The organism is Ferruginibacter sp., assembly GCF_031391665.1.
GTDB lineage: Bacteria > Bacteroidota > Bacteroidia > Chitinophagales > Chitinophagaceae > Ferruginibacter.
The window spans coordinates 1-14,632 of the sequence record NZ_JANMUN010000058.1 but is presented as its reverse complement, the minus strand read 5'-3'; the positions used below and the strand labels follow the sequence as shown (position 1 = coordinate 14,632).

At 36.4% G+C, this 14,632-nt stretch carries 12 protein-coding genes and 1 tRNA gene; 8 read left to right on the top strand and 5 right to left on the bottom strand.

Annotation, left to right across the window (positions count from 1 at the left end; translation table 11 throughout):
- Window positions 1–3 precede the first annotated feature (3 nt).
- From ACY651_RS04265 to ACY651_RS04245, 5 genes are all read left to right on the top strand, one after another.
- A complete protein-coding gene (locus ACY651_RS04265; RefSeq protein ID WP_462250041.1) occupies window positions 4–540 on the top strand; it encodes a DUF922 domain-containing protein in 537 nt (178 codons plus the stop codon).
- A 67-nt stretch (window positions 541–607) separates the two neighbouring features.
- Window positions 608–1,849 carry a DUF1015 domain-containing protein gene (locus ACY651_RS04260; RefSeq protein WP_462250039.1) on the top strand — a complete coding sequence of 414 codons (1,242 nt, stop codon included), beginning with the start codon at window positions 608–610 and terminating at the stop codon, window positions 1,847–1,849.
- Window positions 1,850–1,897: 48 nt separating this feature from the next.
- Window positions 1,898–2,911, top strand: a complete 1,014-nt coding sequence (locus tag ACY651_RS04255) for a tetratricopeptide repeat protein (RefSeq protein ID WP_462250037.1) — start codon at window positions 1,898–1,900, stop codon at window positions 2,909–2,911.
- Window positions 2,912–2,954: 43 nt separating this feature from the next.
- Window positions 2,955–3,233 (top strand): 2TM domain-containing protein, encoded by a 279-nt coding sequence (locus ACY651_RS04250; protein ID WP_462222131.1) that lies wholly within the window; start codon window positions 2,955–2,957, stop codon window positions 3,231–3,233.
- Between the two features lie 76 nt (window positions 3,234–3,309).
- The gene (locus tag ACY651_RS04245; protein WP_462250035.1) at window positions 3,310–5,097 is read left to right on the top strand and encodes an AMP-dependent synthetase/ligase; all 1,788 of its coding nucleotides are present in this window, start codon (window positions 3,310–3,312) and stop codon (window positions 5,095–5,097) included.
- A gap of 193 nt (window positions 5,098–5,290) precedes the next feature.
- On the opposite strand, the gene ACY651_RS04240 is transcribed toward ACY651_RS04245, so the two are convergent.
- From ACY651_RS04240 to ACY651_RS04220, 5 genes are all read right to left on the bottom strand, one after another.
- Entirely contained in the window at window positions 5,291–6,694 is a 1,404-nt protein-coding gene (locus ACY651_RS04240) for a PAS domain S-box protein (RefSeq protein ID WP_462250033.1), read from the bottom strand.
- A 10-nt stretch (window positions 6,695–6,704) separates the two neighbouring features.
- Complete coding sequence (locus ACY651_RS04235) at window positions 6,705–7,073, bottom strand: response regulator (protein WP_462250031.1); 369 nt, start codon at window positions 7,071–7,073, stop codon at window positions 6,705–6,707.
- A gap of 149 nt (window positions 7,074–7,222) precedes the next feature.
- Window positions 7,223–7,867, bottom strand: coding sequence for a response regulator (locus tag ACY651_RS04230; RefSeq protein ID WP_462250029.1), 645 nt, complete (start codon window positions 7,865–7,867; stop codon window positions 7,223–7,225).
- Window positions 7,868–7,894: 27 nt separating this feature from the next.
- On the bottom strand, window positions 7,895–11,179 hold the full coding sequence (locus ACY651_RS04225) for a sensor histidine kinase (RefSeq protein ID WP_462250027.1): 3,285 nt from the start codon (window positions 11,177–11,179) through the stop codon (window positions 7,895–7,897).
- 269 nt (window positions 11,180–11,448) lie between these two features.
- A tRNA-Arg gene (locus tag ACY651_RS04220) sits at window positions 11,449–11,520 on the bottom strand.
- 159 nt (window positions 11,521–11,679) lie between these two features.
- Here ACY651_RS04220 and ACY651_RS04215 point away from each other — a divergent pair.
- The 3 genes from ACY651_RS04215 to ACY651_RS04205 all read left to right on the top strand — a co-directional run.
- Window positions 11,680–12,132: a VOC family protein gene (locus ACY651_RS04215; RefSeq protein ID WP_462250025.1), complete on the top strand. Its 453-nt coding sequence runs from the start codon at window positions 11,680–11,682 to the stop codon at window positions 12,130–12,132.
- A 52-nt stretch (window positions 12,133–12,184) separates the two neighbouring features.
- Window positions 12,185–12,838: a tetratricopeptide repeat protein gene (locus tag ACY651_RS04210; RefSeq protein WP_462250023.1), complete on the top strand. Its 654-nt coding sequence runs from the start codon at window positions 12,185–12,187 to the stop codon at window positions 12,836–12,838.
- A gap of 105 nt (window positions 12,839–12,943) precedes the next feature.
- Window positions 12,944–14,632, top strand: a 1,689-nt coding sequence (locus tag ACY651_RS04205) for a beta-N-acetylhexosaminidase (protein ID WP_462250021.1), incomplete at its 3' end; no start/stop codon positions are given.

Here is a 14,632-nt window from a genome sequence, read left to right as displayed (position 1 = left end):
TTAATGAAAAAAATTATTTGTTTGCTTTTTGCTGTTGCCTTTTTTAAAAATATATTTTGCCAGGATGTAGTTATTAATGGCAGCAATAAATACCGTTTACTTAGCTGGGATGATTTTAGCGGCAAGCCTGATAAAAATTCTCCGTACCAGGCTAATACTTACTGGGGATTAAATTACAGTTTTAAAGGAGTTGATTTTATTGGTGATACTATAAAACTTAAAGGATTTTCGGCAACGCTTATGTTTAATGAAAATAAGTCGTGGGTAAAAAAAGGAACGCAAACCGCCAGTTTATTAAAACATGAACAGGGCCATTTTGATATAGGCTTAATTTGCCAAAAAGAATTTATTAACGCCATTAACAATGCCGTTTTTTTTAAAGCTGGTTTAAACGAAAAGGTACAATCAATTTTTACCGGCATCATGAAAAAATATCATGCAATGCAGGTAAAATATGATGAGGAAACCGACCACAGCAAAAACCGGCAAAACCAGGAGAAATGGAATGACAGCATTGCTAAAACATTGCAGCAAAACTAACAAACCGCATTTTAAACCCATCAATAATAAATACACTAATTTTACTCTTCCCTAACAGTTAATAATAATGATAACAATAGCGCCATTTAAAGCATTGAGGCCCGAAGCACAATTTGCAAAGCAGGTAGCAAGCCGGCCTTACGATGTATTAAACAGCAAAGAAGCAAAGATAGAAGCTCAGGGTAACCCTGCCAGTTTCTTACACATCACCAAAAGCGAAATTGATTTGCCCGAAGATGTGGATATTCATGCTCAAAAAGTTTATGATACAGCAAAGCAAAATTTAGATGCCTTTACAAGCCGCAATATTTTGTTCAGAGAAAGTAAACCCTGTTATTATATCTATCAACTTATAATGAATGGTAAAAGCCAAACAGGTTTGGTTTGTGGCAGCAGTGTAGATGATTATGAAAATGATCTAATAAAAAAACACGAATTTACCCGGCCCGAAAAAGAACAGGACAGAATTAATCATATTAAAACTACCGGCGCACAAACGGGCAATGTTTTTTTAGCGTATAAAAATGTTGATGTAATTGATACATTAATAAGCGACTGGAAAAATGACCGCAGCCCCGTGTATGATTTTATTGCAGATGATAATATACAACACAGCATCTGGACGATTAATGATGCTAACACTATTACCCGTGTTACCGAATTATTTAAAGCCCAAGTACCGGTAAGTTATATTGCCGACGGGCATCACCGTGCTGCTTCGGCGGCCAAAGTGCGAAAAGCTTTAGGCCATACCGCAATGGAAGGTGCCGATTATTTTTTAACTACTTTGTTTCCCTCCAACCAACTGCACATTATGGATTATAACCGTGTGGTAAAAGATTTAAATGGTTTAACAGAAGAAGAATTTTTACAAAAAATAAAAGTAATTTTCTCTGCAGAAAAAATAAATGAAGCACTGGCACCTGCACAACTGCATGAGTTTGGTATGTACTTAGATAATCAATGGTATAAATTAACGGCGAAAGAAAATACTTACACCCAAGATCCTATTGGTATTTTAGATATCAGCATATTGAGCAATAATATACTCGACCCCATTTTAAATATTAAAGACCAGCGTACCGATAAACGAATTGATTTTGTTGGCGGCATACGTGGGTTAAGTGAACTGGAAAAAAGGGTAAACAGCGGCGAAATGGCTGTGGCATTCAGTTTGCACCCGGTAACTATTCAGCAATTGTTTGATATTGCAGACAGTGGTAATGTAATGCCGCCCAAAAGCACCTGGTTTGAACCTAAATTAAGAGATGGGTTGCTTACACATTTAATTGATGGTGCAGAAGCCTGATTTATTCATTAACTTTTTGTGTATTTATTTTAGCCATAACTTTAATAAATGATGAAGAACCTTTTTCTTTCTGTTGTTATTTTATTTACAGCATTAACAGCAGCTGCACAGGATGCTGCACAGCTGCATCAGACTGCAAGGGAGTTTATGCGCCAGGGAGACTATGCCAATGCCATTTTAGTTTTAAACAGGGCTGTAAAGCTGGATGAAAAAAATATTGAAATTGCAAAAGACCTCGGCCTCAATTATTATTTTGCCAAAGAGTATAATAAAGCGCTGGAAATTTACAAACCTATTTTAGAGAGGCCCGACGCTGATGACCAGTGTTTTCAAATTGCCGGTGATATTTACCTGGCATTAGATAATCCTAAAGAATGTGAAAAAGTTTATCGCAGGGGATTAAAGCAATTTCCTAACAGCGGCGCTTTATATAATGAATTAGGAAAATTACTGTGGGCACAAAAAGATTACAGTGCCATTAAACAATGGGAAAAAGGAATTGAAACCGACCCCGGCTTTTCAAAAAATTATTATAACGCCTGTAAACATTATTATTTTACTACTGATAAAACCTGGGGCATTTTGTATGGCGAAATATTTTTAAACATCGAGCCATCAAGCCCTGCTGCTCCCGAAATAAAAAATATTTTATTAGAGAGTTATAAAAAATTATTTGCAGATGCTGATCTTGAGAAAAATAATACCGAAAAAAATAGTTTTGTGCAGGCCTTTTTACAAACTATGAATAAGCAGAGTGCCCTGGCATCAAGCGGTATTAATACTGCATCGCTTACCATGATAAGAACCCGTTTTATATTAGACTGGTTTAACGATTTTGGCAATAAATTCCCTTTTAAACTTTTTGAATTGCAACGCCAGCTTTTGCAGGAAGGTATGTTTGAAGCTTACAACCAGTGGATATTTACCGCAGCACAAAATTTACCGGCCTATCAAAACTGGATCACTATTAATGCCGCAGAATACAACGAACTCAACCGTTTTCAAAAAGGAAGGATATTTAAAATCCCCGCCGGGCAGTTCTATCATAAAACACCACAGTGATTTTAATATTTTTTTTCATTATCTTGTTTCAAAATATTTTTTTATGGAAGAACAAAAAGATGAAAAACTCTGGAAGCTTGCCAAACAAAGAGCCGGTTTTCAGGACAGTCTTATAAGTTTTGTAGTTATTTCTGTTATTTGCTGGGCAGTGTGGTTTTTTACCCAGGGCCGCCATGGATTTAACAGGGGAACACCCTGGCCACTTTGGGTAATGTTTGGTTTAGGTATTGCTTTAGTTTTAAAATTTATTAAAGCGTACAAAACCGATAACGATACTATGGCAGAAAGAGAATATGAAAAATTGAAAAATCAGGGTAAATAAAATTTACTGCCTTAATATTTTTATTACAATACTTCAATAAAATTTCTTCAGGAATTTTAAGTTTAAACGATTGCTTATGAACGATAACTCCAGGATATTTGATTCCATTTCTTATCAGTTGAACAGGTTTCCCAAAAATGACATGTTTGCCGCTAAACAAAATGGCGCATGGAAAACTTACAGTACCGGCGAAGTACAAAATTTAGTAAACAAATTAAGCGCCGGGCTTTTGCAATTGGGTGTAAGCGGCAACGATATGACGATAGAAAACCAGGATAAAATTGCACTGGTTTCAAAAAACAGGCCCGAGTGGTTAATGCTTGATATGGCCTGCCAGCAAATTGGCGCTGCTCTTTGCCCAATTTACCCTACCACAAATATTAACGAGCTGGAGTTTATTTTTAACGATGCTTCCGTTAAATATGTTTTCATTAGTGGCCAGGATATTTTAGATAAAGTAAATAATATCCGTAACCGTGTACCCACGCTTAAAAATATTTTCAGTTTTGATGAATTGCCCGGTGTTGATTACTGGACAAAAATTACCGACGTAGTAACTGCCGAAAATTTAGTAAAATTAGAAGATGTAAAAGCAGGTATTTTACCAGAGCATTGCGCTACTATCATTTACACTTCGGGCACTACAGGCACACCCAAAGGTGTAATGCTGAGCCATAAAAATATTGTAACCAATGTTATTCATGCAAAAAATACTTTCCCTTTTGAAGATAACCCTGGAGCAAAAGCATTAAGTTTTTTACCGCTCAATCATATTTTTGAGCGGATGGTTTCTTATATATACATCACCAGCGGTATATCTATTTATTATGCCGAAAGTTTAGAAACCATTGCTGAAAATTTAAGAGAAGTAAAACCTAATTTATTCACCACTGTGCCAAGGCTGCTGGAAAAAGTGTATGAAAAAATTATGGAGAAAGGTGCTGCATTAACCGGTGTAAAAAGAAAATTGTTCGACTGGGCAGTTGACTTAGGCAGTAAATATGATAATTTAAAAAGTGGCGGCGCATGGTATAATATGCAATTAGCCATGGCCAATAAAATTATTTTTAGTAAATGGAGAGAAGCCCTAGGCGGCAATATTGAATGTATTATTACAGGTGGTGCTGCATGCCAGGTAAGGTTGTTAAGGGTTTTTAATGCGGCTCAAATCCCTATTTACGAAGGTTATGGCCCTACAGAAAACAGCCCGGTAATAAGTGTAAACTGCCGCAGAAAAGGCGGAACAAAATTTGGCACTGTGGGTTTAGTAATAGAAGGGCAGGAAGTAAAATTAGAAGCTGATGGGGAAATTTGCGTAAAGGGGCCAAGCGTAATGATGGGTTATTATAAACGCCCCGATTTAACTTCCGAAACCATAATTGATGGCTGGCTGCATACGGGTGATATTGGTGTTTTTGAAGACGGCAAATATCTTAAAATAACCGACCGCAAAAAAGAATTGTTTAAAACAAGCGGCGGTAAATATGTTGCGCCGCAACCGATAGAAAATAAAATGAAAGAAAGCCCTTTTGTAGAGCAGATGATGATTGTGGGTGCCGAACAAAAATTTGTAGGTGCTTTAATTGTACCCTCTGTACCTAATTTAAAAGAATGGATGCAGCACAAGGGTATAAAGTTTACTACCATTGAAGATGCAGTGCATAATCCTAAAGTATTGGACCTGTACCGTGAACTTATCGACTCCTTTAATAAATTTTTTAACCATGTAGAACAGGTTAAAAAATTTGAACTGCTGCCCCACGAATGGACCATTGACAGCGGTGAACTGACCCCTACTTTAAAACTGAAACGAAAGGTGATAATGGAAAAATATAAAGATGCGTTTGAGCGAATTTATAATTAACCCGGCGTAATAATCAGCAATGCATATGCCCCGCTAATTAATCACAACCGGAATTAATTAAACTGCCTGAAAGGTTTTTCCTGGATTTGAATTTGAAAAAGATGATTTTTCAAGGTTTATATTTTTTATAATTTCGATTCTGATTAAATTACTTTTATGCGGTATATCGTCATAAATGCACAAGCTTTTTCAGTTAAATCAGGGGTATTTTAATTTGCAGTACGCAACCTTTTCCTTTAGAACTTTTCAGAACAGCCTTTCCATTAAAAGATTCCACCCTGTTTATTATGTTGGAAATTCCAATACCCTCTCTCTTTTTACAAACATCAAATCCATTGCCATCATCTGTTACAGCGATATTAATAATGTGGTTATCTACTTCTATTAAAATTTCAATATTGCCTGCTTCAGCATGTTTTATAATATTGTTTGTCTGTTCCTGTATAATACGGTAAATATTTAATTTTAAATCATCATCTCTAAAATTATTTATTACATTATACGTAAAAAGAGTTTTTATAACTGTCGTTTTATCCAGGGCTTCAAGAAGTGACTGAACTAATTCTTTTAAATCTATATTTTGTATTGGGGTAACAACTTTACTTGTTAATAACCTGATTTCCTTCATAGTATCCTCGATCAACCTTATTGGGTATTGGACCAGCTCTTTCAATTCTTTATTATTATTACCAGCTGCAGAAAGGTATAATTTTGTACCAGCCAGCATCTGGTTAATATTATCATGCAGTTCCTCGCCAATATGCCTTCTCTCTTTCTCTTCAGCTTTTATAATTGCCCTGGTAATTTTTTTCTGTTCCTGTATTTTCTGATCCATTAACTCCTGCTTCATTTGCTCTAAATCTTTCTCTGCTTTTTTGCGTTCTGTAATATCCCGGGCAAAAGCTATCGCTTTTCCATCTGCAAGTATTTTTACGGTTACTTCTGTTTCTATAAGCGTCCCGTCTTTTCTTTTTAAATATCTGTAAAGGGTTTTAGTATGCCCTGCAAGTATTGCTGTATAATTTGCCTGGTTAACAATAATATCACCTACAAGAATGTCATTGAGTTTCAGTGTGGCATATTCTTGCTGTGAATAACCCAATAAAGTATAACAGCTTTTATTAAACTCATGAATAGTTCCATCAAATGAATAAATAAGTATAGCATCGCTTGCCTGCTCAATTAATGTTTTATATTTTTCTTCGCCCTGTTTTTGTATATCTTCTTTTTGTGTAACCTCCTTTAGTATGTTAACCGCCCCGGTTAACTGCCCCTCTGCATTAAACAAAGGAGTGGTGTAAGGATTAACATGCCTGACGCTTCCATCGGGCCGCTGTATTACTATTTCAGTTCCGTAAACAGTCCTGCTTTCTTTTACGGCAATAGCCATCGGGTATTTATCAAATGGCAAATGGGCCCCCTTTGCATTAAATATTTTCCATGAGCCACACCATAAATCCTTACCTTCAACAGGCACCCTGCCCCATAAATTAACTGCTGCTTTATTATATAATTTAATAACCCCGGTCTCATCACAGGTATATATTGCTTCGGGTAAATTTTGAATTAGATCTCTGTAGTGCTTTTCGTTTTCCATCAGTTTATTCTCATTTTTTATACGCAGTAATATTATTAATTACGGAAGGTAGTTTTTCAAAATCGTGGTATTTATCAAAAAAGAATGCCGCACCAAGTAATTTGTATTTTTTCTCTGTATAATAATCAATACTGTAAGTTAACATGATAACAGTTGTTTTTATACCGGTTGTATTGATCTCATTCAATAAATTCACCACCATATTACCTGGCAAACTGCTATCCAGCAATACCACATCAATCTTAATTTTCTTTAAAAACCTTAGGGCATCTTTATAAGAAACAGCACCATACACGGCTGTAGCTTTTGTTGCTTCTGAAAGTATATGCTGTAACCTTTCAATTATCAGTACAGAGCTATCAACAACCAGAACAACCATTTTTATTGTTTTATTTCTTACTGCAAAGAACCTGCAATGCCAAATAATATTAAATAGCAGCAGCAACCTTATTTTAGTAGAAGTAGCAGAGAACGCTCTGTAGTAGTTATACTATACGTGATGGCAAAGGATAAAGTTGTATAAGTATTTTATAAAGTTATATCAGAAATAATGTGGTGGGCAATGGCATACCGGGTAAGCTGGGGATTGGTAGATAAGTTGAGCTTTTCCATAATACGGGCACGATGTGTACTGACGGTTGTTACAGCTAATGAAAGCTCTCTTGCAATTTGGGATACCGTTTTTCCCAGAGCCAATAATTTAAAAATTTCAAATTCTCTGTTGCTCAGTAATTCATGTGGGTTTTTCCCAGTATCCGGCCCGGATAATAATTTTTCTGCAATATCCGGTGTAATATATTTTTTCCCTAAAGTAATACGTTGAATTGCAGTTATTAATTCGTCGGGGGCAGAATTTTTATTAAGATAGCCAGAAGCACCGGCCTTAAGCACCCTCAGTGCATATAATTCATTTGTATAAATACTAAGGATTAAAACTGGCAAACCAGGTTTTATCAACTTAATTTGTTCTAATGCTTCCACGCCGTTGCGGCCTGGCATATCAAGGTCTGATATTACCAGATCCCAATCCTGTAACATAACTTCTTTAATGAGTGATTCGCCATCGCTTACTTCTTTTATTGCTGCATCCGGATATTCATCTTTCAATATCTGCATAAGCCCCAAACGTATAAAGCTATGGTCATCGGCTAAAATAATTCGCTTAATTTTCATATACATGCAAGTTTAATTTTTTAAACTTCAAAAAGGAATATGGATAATAATTTTTGTTCCTTTTCCGGGTACAGCAACTATATTAAATTTTCCATTGAGCGAAAGTACCCTTTCCCTCATACCTAAAATACCGAACGATTTTTTGGTTTTTACAGCCTCCGCATCAAAACTTTTTCCGTCATCTTCAATAGCAACTGTAATAGTATTATCAGCAATGGAGAATAAACTAACTACTTTTTTTGCATTTGCATACTTGGTAATATTAGTTAACGCCTCCTGATACACCCTGAAAATACAAGTGGCAATTTCTTCTGTTATTTTTATTGCTGTTTCATTTGTAGTAAACTCGGCAGGAATACCTGTGCTGAGAGTAAACTGCCTGTTCAACCATTCCAATGCTTCTAATAATCCATTGTTATCTAAAATATCCGGCCTCAGTTCGCTCAAAATTCTTCGTATAGATTGGTTGCTGCCATCTAAAAGTGTTATTACATTTTTTAATTTGGTTTTAATATCTGAGTTTCCATGCGGCATTTTTTTATTAACCCATGCAACATCCATTTTTATGGCAGTAAGTTGCTGCCCCAATTCATCATGAATTTCACGGCCAATTCTTTTACGCTCCTCTTCACGTATCTTTTGAAGATGGGTTGTAAGCTGCCGCAATTTTTCAGAAGTTTGTTTAATCTCCTCTTGTGCTTTCACCCTTTCCGAAAAATCAATACCCACTCCCATAAGACAGGGTTTATCTTCATAAGCTATAGCTATCCCTGTAAAATAAAATGGGATTTTTTGTTTTGTTTTAAGCAGAAAATCAGCCAGCACATTATCGGCTCCTGAAATAAAGACATTGTTGATTTTTTGACTGACTAATTCCTTTTCGCTACCATCAAAAAAATCTAATGGGTGCATTTTGCTTATTTCTTCATTATTATAACCCGAAACTGTTTCAAAATTTTTATTCCATCTTAAAAATTTACCTTCTTCGTTATACAAATAAAAAATGCCCGGCAAACTGTTGATAATAGAATCGGAAAGGTTTTTTTCTTTAATGACTTCGTTTTGGGTTTTTATGCGTTCGGAAATATCCCTTAAAAAAGTAAGCAGCCTGCCATCAGAAAGCAGCTTTGCCGTAATCTCTACATTCAATACTAAACCATCTTTCCTTTTCATTACTCTTTCCGTAATTACTGTTTTGCCCTGTTTCAGTTCATCAAAATGAAAAGGTTCTCTTTGAATATCTTCAATTATTGCAAAGTCGTAAATAGACATCTGCAATAATTCCTCTGCTGAACATTGCGATAATTTACAGGCACTCGTGTTTACTGTAATAAAACGGCCTGCAGCATTGGCTATAAAAATGGCATCGGATGCCTGCTCAACCAGTGTGCGATATTTTTCTTCGCTATCTTTTACTGACTGCTCTGCTTTTTTACGTTCGCTGATATCTTCATAGTATAATGTCAACCCATCCTTTGAAGGATAAACTTTCATATTTACCCAAATATTGTAAGGTGCATAGTAGCTTTCAAATTCCACTGCAACCTGTGTTTGCATTGCCTCCTTAAATTTTTCCCCAAATAAAGATGCCCCAAGTTCGGGATGTACATCCCATATTAATTTACCCATGGTTTCATCTTTGCTCATAGGATGTGTAGTGAGTGCTGCATCATTCAGGAAAGTGTACCGCCATTCGCTGTCAACTGATATTACGCTGTCGGTTATACGGTTAAGGGCTGTATCCATTTCTTTATAAATCTTTGTTACTTCCTGTTCTGCTTTTTTGCGTTCAGTAATATCAGTCATTATTCCATCCCATATCACTCTTCCATCAACCAGCTTACGGGGTATGGAGCGGATATGCAACCAACCTTGCTCTCCCAATAAATTATTGTACCTTACTTCCGCATTAAATACCGACATATTCCCGAAAGAAACTTCTTCTGCCGCAGCAATTACCCCTCTATCTTCTTCCCGAATAATACCATGCAATAATGCATGATTTTCAATTACTTCTTCGGGAGTTTTTCCGGCGAATTGTGCTACACTTTTACTTACATACGTGAAGTTCATTTCCCCATCTGTTTCACGAAGTACCTGATACATCATGGTACCAGGTAAATTGTTGCTGAGTGTTTGCAGCTGGGTGGATTTTTCTTTTATTCCTTCTTCGGCTTTTTTACGTTCGCTGATATCAATACCTGTTCCAAGTATGGCTGGTTTTTCCTGGTACTCTATACCCACACCGGTAAAATAAAAAGGGATTTTTTGTCCGTATTTTGTAAGCAGCCGCACTTCAACGTCAGCAAAACCCTCCCTGTAAGTTTTAAAAATTGCCTGCCGGAATGCTGAATGATCTTCTTGATCAAATAAATCACCCGGCACAATTTTTTCTAACTCTTTGCTGGTATATCCTGAAATATTTTCTAAAGCTTTATTCCATCGCAGCAACCTTGGTGTTTGATCGGAAAGATAAAATATACCGGGCAGGCTGTTGATGATCTTATCAGATAATTCTTTTTCTTTTTTAATTTCTTCTTCCGCTTTTTTGCGTTCGGTAATATCGTTTGTAATACCAAATATTTGTTTGGGTGTGCCATCGGGCTTTCGCAAAAAAATCGACTCTTTGCAATTCAGCCAGTGCCAATCCCCTTTTTTATCCCTCATCCTGTATTCATGTATAATGCTCTCTTTATCTATGGCAGTTGCATATTTTGGATAAGTGTTAGCAAGATAGTAATCAAAATCTTCAGGGTGCATCAACATGGGTATCACCTTGTCACCCATTTGTTTGATATCATCATCAGTATATCCAAGATTTATTTGTATCCCATCATTTACATAAATATTTTTTCTTTCCTCAATATCGTAGATGTAAATAATATCCGGCGATGCATTTATGATACTTTCAATAAAATTATTTTTTTCTTTTAGTCTTTCTGCTGCTTTCTTCTTTTCTGTTATATCCCTGAAAAAAATAGATAAACCATCAGGCGATGGATAAATATGATTTTCGAACCAAAGATCATAGGGTGCATAATATTCTTCCAGGTAAATGTATTGCTGTTCTGCCATTGCCTTGTAATAGGCTTTATAAAAAGGCTGGTCAATGCCTTCGGGAAATTCGGTCCAGATATGTTTACCAATAATATCCGCAGGGTTACGGCCAAAAATTTCGCCGGCTTTTCTATTCATGTATGTATAACACCAGTTTTCATCCAGGCCCACAAAAGCATCGGTTATCCGTTCCAATGTTTCTTCAGGTATATTCTTTAATTTTTTAGGTTCATTGCCTGTATTACCGAACTTCATAAAAAATTATTTGCTTAAAAAAAATAGTGGTGTTGGTAGTAAACAGGTTCGTAAAAATAAAACACAGTGCCTCCCTTGTGTAAGTTAATAAAAAAAATAATATGAAATATGATTAATAGATAAAGCTGGATTGAATTTGGTTGAAATTGTATGTTTTCTAAATCTTCTTTGTAATTACAACCCTGATGACAAACATAGTAGGTAGGACAGTGAATTTACCTAATAATTTAAAAGGCAAATATGAAAATTGGAAAAAACTACAAAAATTGTGGTCCCGGCAAGAATCGAACTTGCATCTAAAGTTTAGGAAACTTCTATTCTATCCATTGAACTACGGGACCAGTTTTTTTGCCCTCTAAAGTTTAGTCCCGAACGTTCGGGATATGCTATCCATTGAACTACGGGACCAAAAATTAGGATGGCAAAAGTAATTATTTATACCTTCCACTTTATAAAATCAACCATTAATTTAATTACATTTATGCTTTAACAGCTTAAATATGAAAAAAATTAAAGCAATTGGTACACTGTATGTGTTGTGTTTACTGCAATTTTCTTCCTTTGCACAAATAAAAGCCCGGCTTAACCATACTGCTATTTATGTGGTAGATCTAAAAAAATCAGGCGATTTTTATATAAATATTGTTGGGTTAGATACTATTGCAGAGCCTTTTAAAGATGGCAAACACATTTGGTTGCAAATTGCGCCACATATTCAAATGCATATAATACAGGGCGCTGCCGAAGCAAAAACGTATTATAAAAATCAGCACAGTTGCTTTAGTGTGCCATCGGTAGAAGCGTTTACAAAAATGCTGACAACCAAAAATATTTTGTTTGAAGACAGGGAGGGCAAGCAAAATGCCATCACTACAAGAGTGGATGGGGTAAAACAAATCTGGCTGCAGGATCCCGACGGTTATTGGGTGGAAATTAACGATGCTAAAGACTAATGGTCTTTTTTAAACACATGCCTTATCTTTGCCCTCCAAAATTTTATAGCACATGAAGTGGTTGAATGTAATAATTAAGTACCGGTTGTGGATGGGCATTGTAATTTTAGCCCTGGCCATTTTCACCAATATCCAGGCAGGTTTTTGGCCATCATTTATTTTATATTTAATTGGAGTGGTATTAATAGTGGGCCATTTTATTATTGGTCCGTTGCGCCTGTTGCAGGAGCCAATGGAAAATGGCGATATGGAAAAAGCTAAAAAAGTGCTGGATACTATTTGGTTTCCGCAGTTGTTGATAAAGCCGGTGCGTTCTCAATATTATGCGGTTAAAAGTAATTTGGCCATGGTGGGGCAAGATTATGATGGCGCAGAAACACTGATGAAAAAAAGCCTTTCTCTTGGCGGTACCATGACCAAGCAAACCGAGGGTCCCAACAAATTACAACTGGCTATGCTGTGCATTCAAAAAGGCGATATGAAGCAGGGCGAAAGTTATATCCGCCAAGCCATACGTGCCGGTTTGCCAGATAATGAAAATAATGCCGCCGCTTATTTACAATTATGTTCTATTATGATGAACAAAAGAGAATTCCGGGCAGCAAAAGATTTTTTTAGAAAAGCAAAAAGTTTTAAACCCACCACACCACAAATTGTTGATCAGATAAAACAAATTGAAAAATATATTGGACGCATGCCGGGATAGTATCGTATAAATCTATTTTAAAAAGGCTGATAAGGAAAACTTGTCAGCCTTTTTTATTTGTGGTTAGTTTCAAATAATTAACTTGTGTTACAAATAAGTTTGAGTATGAAAAATAAATTGCTGTTCAGTCTGCTGATCTTTATAAATACCATTGCAGCTGCACAAAACACTGCTGTTAATCTGCAAAATATACTCGTGCCAAAACCGGTTTCATTAATTGCCGGAGATGGAAGTTTTATTCTACCCAATAATTTGTCCATCATCTTTACAAAAAATGAAGAACTAAAAAAGATAGCGGGTTCATTAGCAAAACAGCTTACTACCGCCGGTAATGCTGTTGCTGTAACAGAAGGTAATACCGCCGTAGCGAATTCATTTTTTTTAAACCTCTCGGCTGATAAATCAATTTCGGCAGAGGGCTACCGTTTACAGGTAGCCGCCAATGGTGTTACTATTTCGGCCTCAGCACCTGCAGGTATTTTTTATGGGGTGCAAACTTTATTACAATTATTACCGGCACAAATGGAAAGCAATCAAAATAATAAATTGTCAGATGCATGGGCAATTCCTTTTGTTACGATCGAGGACGCACCACGTTTTGGATGGAGAGGTTTAATGCTGGATGTATCACGACATTTTTTTACAGTAGCGCAAGTGAAGGATTATATTGATCAGATGGCGAAGTATAAATTTAATGTGTTACACCTGCATTTAACTGATGACCAGGGCTGGCGCATACAAATAAAAACTTTGCCCAAACTAACCGAAGTAGGCGCCTGGAGAGTTGATAAAACAGGAACCTTCGGCAGATTTTCTAAACCAGAGCCAAACGAACCTAAAACATACGGTGGATTTTATACGCATGAAGACATTAAAGAATTGGTGCAATACGCCAAAGAAAAATTTATAAATATTTTGCCCGAAATTGATATACCCGGGCATAGTTTAGCGGCTATTGCAGCCTACCCGGATTTAACCTGCACACCCGGAACATACAGCGTAAACTCCGGCGAACAGTTTATGATTTGGCCCGGCGGCGGACAACATTTTTATGGTACTCTCGATAATACACTTTGCCCCGCCAACGAAAAAGTATTTGATTTTATTGATAAAGTTTTTACCGAAGTGGCGCAATTGTTTCCTTTTGCATACATACACATGGGTGGCGATGAAACAGCCCGTAATTTTTGGGAGAAAAGTACCCAGATAAAAGCATTGATGAAAAAAGAAAATTTAAAAAATCTTGATGAAGTGCAAAGTTATTTTGTAAAACGTGTTGAAAAAATAATTGCATCAAAAGGAAAAAAAATGATTGGCTGGGACGAAATTTTACAAGGAGGTTTAGCGCCTAATGCTGCCGTTATGAGCTGGCGTGGTATGAAGGGTGGAATTGAAGCTGCTAAAATGGGACATGAGGTTGTAATGAGCCCTACCGATTTTGCTTACATTGATTATATGCAGGGTGATGGTGTAATTGAACCTCCTGTGTATTCAACCTTACGATTAAAAAAAGCTTACCAGTTTGAGCCGGTACCCGAAGGCACCAATGCAAAATTAATTAAAGGCGGCCAGGCCAATTTATGGACGGAGCAGGTATATAATGTGCGTCATTTGCAATACATGACATGGCCAAGGGCTTTTGCTATTGCAGAAGTTTTGTGGAGCCCAAAAGAAAACAGGAACTGGAATAATTTTGTTAGCCGTGTAGAAAATCAAATGGAAAGATTTGATGTGGCTGCTATAAAATATGCACCCAGTATGTATGATGCCATTTTTGATGTACGTAAAAAAGAT

What these genes read in the sequence shown, in the direction of transcription:
- ACY651_RS04240 (WP_462250033.1), bottom strand. Translation starts at nt 6,694, where the DNA reads ATGGAAAACGAAAAGCACTACAGAGATCTAATTCAAAATTTACCCGAA.
- ACY651_RS04245 (WP_462250035.1), top strand. Translation starts at nt 3,310, where the DNA reads ATGAACGATAACTCCAGGATATTTGATTCCATTTCTTATCAGTTGAAC.
- ACY651_RS04250 (WP_462222131.1), top strand. Translation starts at nt 2,955, where the DNA reads ATGGAAGAACAAAAAGATGAAAAACTCTGGAAGCTTGCCAAACAAAGA.
- ACY651_RS04230 (WP_462250029.1), bottom strand. Translation starts at nt 7,867, where the DNA reads ATGAAAATTAAGCGAATTATTTTAGCCGATGACCATAGCTTTATACGT.
- ACY651_RS04210 (WP_462250023.1), top strand. Translation starts at nt 12,185, where the DNA reads ATGAAGTGGTTGAATGTAATAATTAAGTACCGGTTGTGGATGGGCATT.
- ACY651_RS04215 (WP_462250025.1), top strand. Translation starts at nt 11,680, where the DNA reads ATGAAAAAAATTAAAGCAATTGGTACACTGTATGTGTTGTGTTTACTG.
- ACY651_RS04265 (WP_462250041.1), top strand. Translation starts at nt 4, where the DNA reads ATGAAAAAAATTATTTGTTTGCTTTTTGCTGTTGCCTTTTTTAAAAAT.
- ACY651_RS04255 (WP_462250037.1), top strand. Translation starts at nt 1,898, where the DNA reads ATGATGAAGAACCTTTTTCTTTCTGTTGTTATTTTATTTACAGCATTA.
- ACY651_RS04225 (WP_462250027.1), bottom strand. Translation starts at nt 11,179, where the DNA reads ATGAAGTTCGGTAATACAGGCAATGAACCTAAAAAATTAAAGAATATA.
- ACY651_RS04260 (WP_462250039.1), top strand. Translation starts at nt 608, where the DNA reads ATGATAACAATAGCGCCATTTAAAGCATTGAGGCCCGAAGCACAATTT.
- ACY651_RS04235 (WP_462250031.1), bottom strand. Translation starts at nt 7,073, where the DNA reads ATGGTTGTTCTGGTTGTTGATAGCTCTGTACTGATAATTGAAAGGTTA.